Here is an 8,029-nt window from a genome sequence, read left to right as displayed (position 1 = left end):
TGGACTGCGCAGCAGTCCCATTTTCTGGGGTCGCTTCGCGGCCCAGCGGGAGCAAGCTCCCTCGCCACAGGCCGACGGTTGCCTGCTCTAGCGCTTAACTGACTGGCATTGCGGCTTGCCTGCGAAGGCATGAACTCACCTGAAAAACCGAGTCGTCTGTATGCAGGCAAGCCCCACATTGACCGCATTCCAGGCATAAAAAAACCGGATCTCAAGATCCGGTTTCTCATGCAACCAGCAAAATTACTTCTGCTTAACGCCTTCCAGCGAAATGTCCAAGTCGACCGTCTGCGAAGTCGGGCCTGGGCCTTTCACGCCGAAGTCGTTCAGGTCGATCGTGGTCTTGGCGTTGAAGCCGGCACGCTCGCCACCCCATGGGTCTTTGCCTTCACCGTTGAAGGTGGCCTTGAAGGTCACAGGCTTGGTCACGCCGTGGAACGTCAGGTCGCCGGTCACGTCAGCGGTTTTGTCGCCGGTGGATTTAACCGCGGTGGACACGAACTTGGCATCGGCAAACTTGGCAACATCGATGAAATCTTTGCTGGCGATGTGCTTGTCACGTTCTGCGTGGTTGGACCACAGGCTGGCGGTTTTCACGTCAACTGCGATTTTGCTGGCTTCCGGCTTGGCCGAATCCCAGCTGAAGGTGCCATCCCAGTCCTTGAAGGTACCGTGGATGTAGCTGTAGCCCAGGTGGCTGATTTTCCAATCAATGAAGGCGTGCTGGCCTTCTTTGTCGATCTTGTAGTCAGCGGCCATTACCTGACCGGCAGACAGCAGCGCGGTACCGATTGCCAGAGCGGCGAGTGTCTTCTTCAACATGCTTTCTATTCCTTGTGAGTCGAGGTTGAACATCAGGCTTTGCGTCCCAGCATTCGCGTCAGGGTCGCATCACGATCGATAAAGTGGTGTTTCAGTGCCGCCACGCCGTGCAAGCCGGCGAATACCACCAGTACCCAGGCCAGGTAAAAATGCACCCAACCGGCGGTATCTGCCTGGTCCGGTAGACCGGAAACCACAGCAGGAATTTCAAACAGGCCAAACACCGGGATACCGACACCGTCTGCGGTGGAAATCAGGTAACCGGCAATCATCACGGCAAACAACGCGATATACAGGAACGCATGACCAAACGTGGCGCCGATACGGGTCAACCGACTGTAGCTGGTCAGCGGCGGAGGCGGCGGGCTGATCAGGCGCCAGACGATACGCACCAGCATGATGGCGAACAGCGTAATGCCAATGCTCTTGTGCAGGTCCGGCGCATCTTTGCGCCAGGCGCTGTAGTAATCGAGGCCGACCATCCACAGGCCCAGGGCGAACAATCCAAATACCACCAAGGCCACGCCCCAGTGCAAAACCATACTGACCCAACCATAGCGGGCCGGTGAATTGCGTAGCTGCATGTACTTAATCCCGTAAGAACTGTGCCCAAGACTAGCGCTTTACCTATCGAATTAAAGCGGAAAATTTCGCTTTGAAATATCGAAAAAGACGATCTGAAGGCTATGCATCATAAATTAACAACGAATTAAGACTATTCCCTGGTTACGTGACAGACCGTCCTGCATTTACCGCGAATTTCCCGACAATGGCTTGTGACCCACGCCACCATTGCATAGGCTTGCGCGATTGTTTCACCTGCGCAGGTTGCAGGACCGCTTCGAGGAGATCACCGATGGGCTTGAATAACCAGTGGATGCAACGCGACCTCGCGGTGCTGTGGCATCCCTGCACCCAAATGAAAGACCACCAGCAACTGCCCCTTGTCCCGATCAAGCGCGGTGAAGGCGTATGGCTGGAAGACTTCGAAGGCAAGCGCTACCTCGATGCCGTCAGCTCCTGGTGGGTGAATGTGTTCGGCCACGCCAACCCGCGCATCAACCAGCGCATCAAGGACCAGGTCGACCAGCTGGAACACGTGATCCTCGCCGGTTTCAGCCATCAGCCGGTGATCGAGTTGTCCGAGCGCCTGGTGGCGATGACGCCCGAAGGCCTGACCCGCTGCTTCTACGCCGATAACGGTTCGTCGTGCATCGAAGTCGCCCTGAAGATGAGCTTTCACTATTGGCTCAACCGTGGCCAGCCCAACAAGAAGCGCTTCGTCACATTGACCAACAGCTACCATGGCGAAACCATCGCGGCGATGTCGGTGGGCGACGTGCCGCTGTTTACCGAAACCTACAAGGCGCTGCTGCTCGACACTATCAAGGTGCCAAGCCCCGACTGCTACCTGCGGCCCGAGGGCATGAGCTGGGAAGAACACTCGCGCACTATGTTCCTGGCGATGGAACAGACCCTGGCCGAACACCACGACAGCGTCGCCGCCGTGATCGTCGAACCGCTGATCCAGGGCGCCGGCGGCATGCGCATGTATCACCCGGTGTACCTCAAGCTGTTGCGCGAAGCCTGTGACCGCTATGGCGTGCACCTGATCCACGACGAAATCGCCGTGGGCTTCGGCCGCACCGGCAGCATGTTCGCCTGTGAACAAGCCGGCATCCGCCCGGACTTCCTGTGCCTGTCCAAGGCCTTGACCGGTGGCTACCTGCCGCTGGCCGCCGTGGTCACCACCGACGACGTGTACGACGCCTTCTACGACGACTACCCAACCCTGCGCGCCTTCCTGCATTCCCACAGCTACACCGGCAACCCGCTGGCGTGCGCGGCGGCGTTGGCGACCCTGGATATCTTCGAAGAAGACAACGTAATCGAAAACAACAAGGCGCTGGCCCAGCGCATGGCCAGTTCCACCGCGCATCTGGTGGACCACCCGCACGTCAGCGAAGTGCGCCAGACCGGCATGGTGCTGGCCATCGAGATGGTGCAGGACAAAGCCACCAAGACCGCCTACCCCTGGCAGGAACGTCGTGGCCTGAAAGTGTTCGAGCATGCCCTGGAGCGCGGCGCGTTGCTGCGGCCCTTGGGCAGCGTGGTGTACTTCCTGCCGCCGTACGTGATTACGCCGGAGCAGATTGACTTCCTTGCCGACGTGGCCAGCGAAGGCATTGATATCGCCACCCGCAGCAGCGTCAGTGTTGTCGTGCCGAAGAGCTTCCACCCAGGCTTCCGTGATCCAGGTTGATACCAGCCCCCGCAAGAGCCGGCTTGCTGTGGCGAGGGAGCTCGCTCCCGCCGGGGTGCGAAGCGCCCCCAAGAAAAGCGACTGCTACGCGGTCGAACGGGAGCAAGCGCCCTCGCCACAGCAAGCTCGCGCCTACCTACACCTCTTCAGAGAACAGAAATGAGACTGTCCCGTTTTTTCACCGACACCCCGTTGAGCCTCGGCGACCATGAGTTGCCCGAGGCCCAGGCGCATTACATCAGCCGCGTATTGCGCATGGTCGAAGGCGACGCCGTGCAACTGTTCGACGGTTCCGGCCAGGAGTTTCTCGGCAGCCTGCTGGAGGTCGGTAAAAAACGCGTCACCGTGCAACTGACGGAACGCTTCAACGGCCAGGCCGAATCGCCGCTGCATATCCACCTCGGCCAAGGCCTTTCCCGGGGCGAGCGCATGGATTGGGCGATCCAGAAAGCCACCGAACTGGGCGTCAACGCGATCACCCCGATTTTCAGCGAACGCTGCGAAGTGCGCCTCAAGGACGAACGCGCCGACAAACGCTTGCTGCACTGGCGCCAGGTGGCGATCAGTGCCTGTGAGCAATGCGGGCGCTCAACGGTACCGGTGATTCACCCGCCGCTGTTGCTGGCGGACTGGCTGAAGCAGACCGACGCCGATCTGAAACTGGTGCTGCACCCGGTGGCCGAGCCGATGGTCAGCCATGCCAAGCCTTCGAGCCTGGCCTTTCTGATCGGCCCTGAGGGCGGATTGACCGACGGCGAAGTAGAAACCGCCCAAGGCGCCGGCTTCCATGCCGCCCGCCTCGGCCCGCGCGTATTGCGTACCGAAACCGCGCCGGTGGTGGCGCTGTCCGTGGCTCAGCAATTGTGGGGCGACTTCTAACCCCGCCGTGCAAACCCCACTCCCACACTGGGTTTTGTGTGATCACTCCACCGGGTCGCTGACCGGCCTGGCGATAATTGCCTTCAGTTCGCTGGTCATCGGGAATTCCAGGTTCAACCCCTTCGGCGGAATCGGCTGTTCAAACCAGCGTTGGTAAATCCCGTTGATTTCCCCGCTGCGGTACAGGTCCGCCAATGTCTCGTTGACCACCGCCAGGAACTGCGGGTCATCCTTGCGCACCATGCAGCTGTAGATTTCCCGCGACTGTTCCTCGCCCACGACCACCCAATGGTGCGGGTCCCTGGCCTTGGCGCGTTCGCCATAGAGCAACGCGTCATCCATATAGAATGCCGCCGCGCGGCCGGTCTCGAGCATCTTGAACGCTTCGCCATGGTCCTTGGCGCTGATCACGAACATATCGGCCTTGTGCTCGGCGTTGTAGCGCTTGAGAAAGCGTTCGTTGGTGGTACCGGCGGTGGTCACCACGTTCTTGCCCTGCAGGTCTGCAAAGCCCTTGATGCCACTGTCCCTGGCCGTCAGCAACTGGCCTTTCACGTAGATAAAACCGTACGAGAACGCCACCTGTTTCTGCCGCTCGGCCGTCACGCCAGTGGAGCCGCACTCAAGGTCGACGGTGCCGTTCTGCACCAGCGGAATACGGGTCTGGGACGTCACCAGGGTGTAGTTCACGTTAAGCGCGGCCACCCCGGTTTTCTGCTGGATGCGCTCAACGATCCTGCTCGCCAGATCCACCGAATAGCCCATGGGTTTGCCGCTGCTGTCCCCCACGTAGGAAAACGGCACCGATGCGTCGCGATAGCCCAACGTAATGGACTTGGCGCTGGCGATCTTGCTCAACGTACCGTTCAGCGGCGGTTCGTTCCCATACGCCTGGGCGCCCAACAAAAGCCCCAGGGTGCAGCCGGTCAACAGGATCTTTTTCATTGTTATTCTCCGTTGGTCTTTGAAGTTATTTACGTACGGCAATCACGCTGATTTCCACCAGCACACTCGGTCTGGCCAGTTCCGCCTGCAGCGTGGTGCGCGTGGGCGCCATGCCCGGCGACAGCCACGCGGACCACACCGCATTCATCGGCGCGAAACCTGCGCCGATGTCCTTCAAGTAAATCGTTGCATTGAGCAGATGATCCTTGTCGCTGCCCGCCTCGGCCAGCAGCCCATCGATCCTGGCCAGCACTTCGCGGGTCTGGGTGGCGACGTCCTGGCCGTCGCCCGGAACCTGGCCCGAGAGGAACACCAGGTCCTTGAAGGTGACGGCGCCGCTTAGGCGCTCATTGCTACGGATTCGGCTGATGGTCATGGTTGTGTCCTCAAGCGGCGCAGGGCGTCAGGCCCTGCATATCAATGGAAGGCGTGCGCTGATCGATGAGTTCGGCGAGCAACTGGCCGCTGCCGCAGGCCAACGTAAAGCCAAGGGCGCCGTGGCCGAGGTTCAACCACAGGTTGCGATAGCGACTTGCACCAATCAGCGGCACCCCCGTCGGCGTGGCCGGGCGCATGCCGGCCCATTCCACCGCGTGGGCGTAGTCGCCGGCCTGGGGAAATGTCTCCAGGGCCTGGCGCTTCATCAAGGCCAGACGTTTGGGTTCAAGTCCTGTATCGAACCCAACGATATCCACCATGGCGGCGACCCGCAGCTGCTCGCCGATACGTGCGTAGACAATCTTGCGGTCATAGTCGGTAATGCTCAGGTTCGGCGCCCGGTGCTGCGCGCCTATCGGCACGCTCAGGCTGTAGCCCTTGAGCGGGTACAGCGGCAGCGCCAACCCCGGCAAGCCCAATTCGGCGCTGCGATGCCCGGCCGCCAGCACCAGTTGTTCCACCGGCATCACTTCGCCGCCCAACTCGATGGCCTGCACTGCACCGTCGGCCTGGCGGATCCCGGTGACCTTGCGCCCGAGCATAAAAGTGCAGCGACCCGACGCCTCGAGCCGGGCCGCCAGTCGTTGGCAGAAGGCATGGCAATCGGCGACCTCCTCGTTCGGCGTATAGATACCGCCAACAAAATCACCCGCCGCCAATGTCGGCTCCAGCCGCGCGCAATCGCGCATGCACAACACCTGCTGCAGCGACACGTCCGTGACCTTGCTGCGCGCACGCTCGAAGGTGGCACCATGGCGAAAGGTCACCAGCTTGCCATTTCGGCGCCAATCGAAACCCTCCAGGCGGTCATCCACGCGCCATTGCTGCAACGTGGCCTGGCTCAGGGACGCCAGGCGCAACAAGTGCGCTGCATTGCGCTTATTCACCGAACCCCGACAGGCGGCCATAAAGGCTGCCATCCAGCGCCATTGCCGGGGGTCGAGCCGTGGGCGCAATTTCAAGGGTGAGTCACCGCGCAGCAACCAGCCAATCGCCTGCAGCGGCACGCCGGCATCCGCCAGGGGCGCGACATAGCGATAGGACAACTGCCCGCCGTTGGCGAAACTGGTTTCGCTGCCCAGGCTGTCGCGCGCGTCGATCACCGTCACTGCATGGCCGGCACGCACCAGCGCATACGCACTCGTCAAACCGATAACGCCACCACCGATGATGCAAACCTGTGCGGCCATGCCAGCCTCCCGCCGTTGATTGAAGAAGGCTCAAGCGTAGAGGCAGGTGACAGCTCACCGACAATGAATAAAGATGGGCCACCTATAAACAAAGGTTATGGACTCGTCATGCGCTTGCGTCATATCGAAATCTTCCAGGCCATCCGCCAGACGGGCTCCATCAGCGCCGCCGCGCAGTTGCTGCATGTCTCGCAACCTGCGGTGACCAAGGTGTTGCAGCACGCCGAATTGCAGCTGGGATTTGCGCTGTTCCTGCGCGTACGCGGCAAATTGCAGCCCACGCCCGAAGCCCTGGCGCTGGAAAGCGAAGTCGAGAAAGTCACCGCAAGCCTGCAAGGCGTGCGGCGCCTGGCCAAAAGCTTGCGCCGTGAACCTGGGCAAAGCATCCGCATCGGCGCGATACCGGCGCTGGCGCTGTCACTGCTGCCGCCTTCGATTCTTGAATGGAAACGCGATTACCCGGACATCGCCTGCGAGCTGTCCAGCGACCATAGCCGCGAGTTGGTGCAAAAGCTGTTGATGCGCGAGATTGACCTGGCGTTGACGCTCAATTTCTCCGGCCACCCTGGGCTCACCACTCAGGTACTGGCCAACGGCGTACTGGTGGCGCTGGCGTCCAAGGGCTATTGGTCGGAGGCCGAACAGCATCAGCCCCTGCCGTTGGCCGAGCTGGCCGGTGCGCCGTTGATCGGCCTGTCCAGCGCCGACCCGCTGGCGGCGAAGCTGGGCAGCTACCTGGAAAATGTCGACCCGGCGCCACGGGTGACGATCTCGGTGCAAACCTATTCCCTGGCCCGTGCGATGGTCGAATCCGGCGCCGGCCTGACCGTGATCGATCCGTTTACCGCGCTCGGTGCCTCAACGGCCACCACCCACATCCGCACGCTGACACCGCCGCTGCCGATCACCCTCTACGCCCTGACCCGCGCCAACGAGCCACCGCCGCATATGCTGGCCAAGCTGCTGGAGATCTTTGGCAACCGCGCCTGTGAATGGCTCGACCGCCTCTAGGAACACCCGCATTCAAAGTACGTAATGCATGATCGCCACAAAATGCAGCAGGCTGCCGCCGATCACAAACAAGTGCCAGATCCCGTGGGAATGGCGCAAGCGGTCTTCCAGGGCAAAAAAGATAATGCCGACGGTATACAGCACCCCGCCCGACGCCAGCCAGATAAACCCGGCCGTGCCCAGCGCCGCCATCAGCGGCTTGACCGCCACCAGCACGATCCAGCCCATCACCGCATAGATCACGATTGACAGGATGCGCGCCTCCGAGCGTGGCTTGATCTCCTGCAAAATGCCGATCACCGCCAGCCCCCACACAATCCCGAACAGCGACCAGCCCCACGGCCCGTGCAGCGTCACCAGGCAAAACGGTGTGTAGCTGCCGGCGATCAACAGGTAGATCGAAAAGTGATCGACCTTTTGCATGATCTCTTTTCGCCGCCCCCGCACGCTGTGATACACCGTCGAGGCGCTGTACAGCACA

9 protein-coding genes are annotated in these 8,029 nt (G+C 61.1%); 3 read left to right on the top strand and 6 right to left on the bottom strand.

Annotated elements, in window-relative coordinates; translation table 11 throughout:
* Positions 1-243: 243 nt before the first annotated feature.
* Both Q1V60_RS10115 and Q1V60_RS10110 read right to left on the bottom strand, forming a co-directional pair.
* Positions 244-822: a YceI family protein gene (locus Q1V60_RS10115; protein WP_300629892.1), complete on the bottom strand. Its 579-nt coding sequence runs from the start codon at positions 820-822 to the stop codon at positions 244-246.
* A 32-nt stretch (positions 823-854) separates the two neighbouring features.
* Positions 855-1,406: a cytochrome b gene (locus Q1V60_RS10110; RefSeq protein ID WP_300629890.1), complete on the bottom strand. Its 552-nt coding sequence runs from the start codon at positions 1,404-1,406 to the stop codon at positions 855-857.
* 272 nt (positions 1,407-1,678) lie between these two features.
* On the opposite strand from Q1V60_RS10110, the gene Q1V60_RS10105 reads away from it, so the two are divergent.
* Positions 1,679-3,085, top strand: coding sequence for an adenosylmethionine--8-amino-7-oxononanoate transaminase (locus Q1V60_RS10105; RefSeq protein ID WP_300629888.1), 1,407 nt, complete (start codon positions 1,679-1,681; stop codon positions 3,083-3,085).
* Positions 3,086-3,244: 159 nt separating this feature from the next.
* Positions 3,245-3,964 carry a 16S rRNA (uracil(1498)-N(3))-methyltransferase gene (locus Q1V60_RS10100; RefSeq protein WP_300629887.1) on the top strand — a complete coding sequence of 240 codons (720 nt, stop codon included), beginning with the start codon at positions 3,245-3,247 and terminating at the stop codon, positions 3,962-3,964.
* Positions 3,965-4,006: 42 nt separating this feature from the next.
* On the opposite strand, the gene Q1V60_RS10095 is transcribed toward Q1V60_RS10100, so the two are convergent.
* Genes Q1V60_RS10095 through Q1V60_RS10085 form a run of 3 tightly spaced genes read right to left on the bottom strand, consistent with a single transcriptional unit; the run spans position 4,007 to position 6,537 of the window.
* Positions 4,007-4,909, bottom strand: a complete 903-nt coding sequence (locus Q1V60_RS10095) for a transporter substrate-binding domain-containing protein (RefSeq protein WP_300629885.1) — start codon at positions 4,907-4,909, stop codon at positions 4,007-4,009.
* 25 nt (positions 4,910-4,934) lie between these two features.
* Positions 4,935-5,285 (bottom strand): RidA family protein, encoded by a 351-nt coding sequence (locus Q1V60_RS10090; protein ID WP_300629882.1) that lies wholly within the window; start codon positions 5,283-5,285, stop codon positions 4,935-4,937.
* 10 nt (positions 5,286-5,295) lie between these two features.
* Positions 5,296-6,537 (bottom strand): D-amino acid dehydrogenase, encoded by a 1,242-nt coding sequence (locus Q1V60_RS10085; RefSeq protein ID WP_300629879.1) that lies wholly within the window; start codon positions 6,535-6,537, stop codon positions 5,296-5,298.
* Between the two features lie 108 nt (positions 6,538-6,645).
* Between Q1V60_RS10085 and Q1V60_RS10080 the strand changes: the two genes are divergently transcribed.
* A complete protein-coding gene (locus tag Q1V60_RS10080; protein WP_300629876.1) occupies positions 6,646-7,548 on the top strand; it encodes a LysR family transcriptional regulator in 903 nt (300 codons plus the stop codon).
* A gap of 12 nt (positions 7,549-7,560) precedes the next feature.
* Here the strand turns inward: Q1V60_RS10080 and Q1V60_RS10075 are convergent.
* A partial coding sequence (locus Q1V60_RS10075) for a hemolysin III family protein (RefSeq protein ID WP_300629874.1) occupies positions 7,561-8,029 on the bottom strand: 469 nt, incomplete at its 5' end.

The sequence above is a fragment of the Pseudomonas sp. genome (assembly GCF_030147005.1).
In the GTDB taxonomy this organism is placed as follows: domain Bacteria; phylum Pseudomonadota; class Gammaproteobacteria; order Pseudomonadales; family Pseudomonadaceae; genus Aquipseudomonas.
This window is presented reverse-complemented; position numbering and strand designations above follow the sequence as displayed.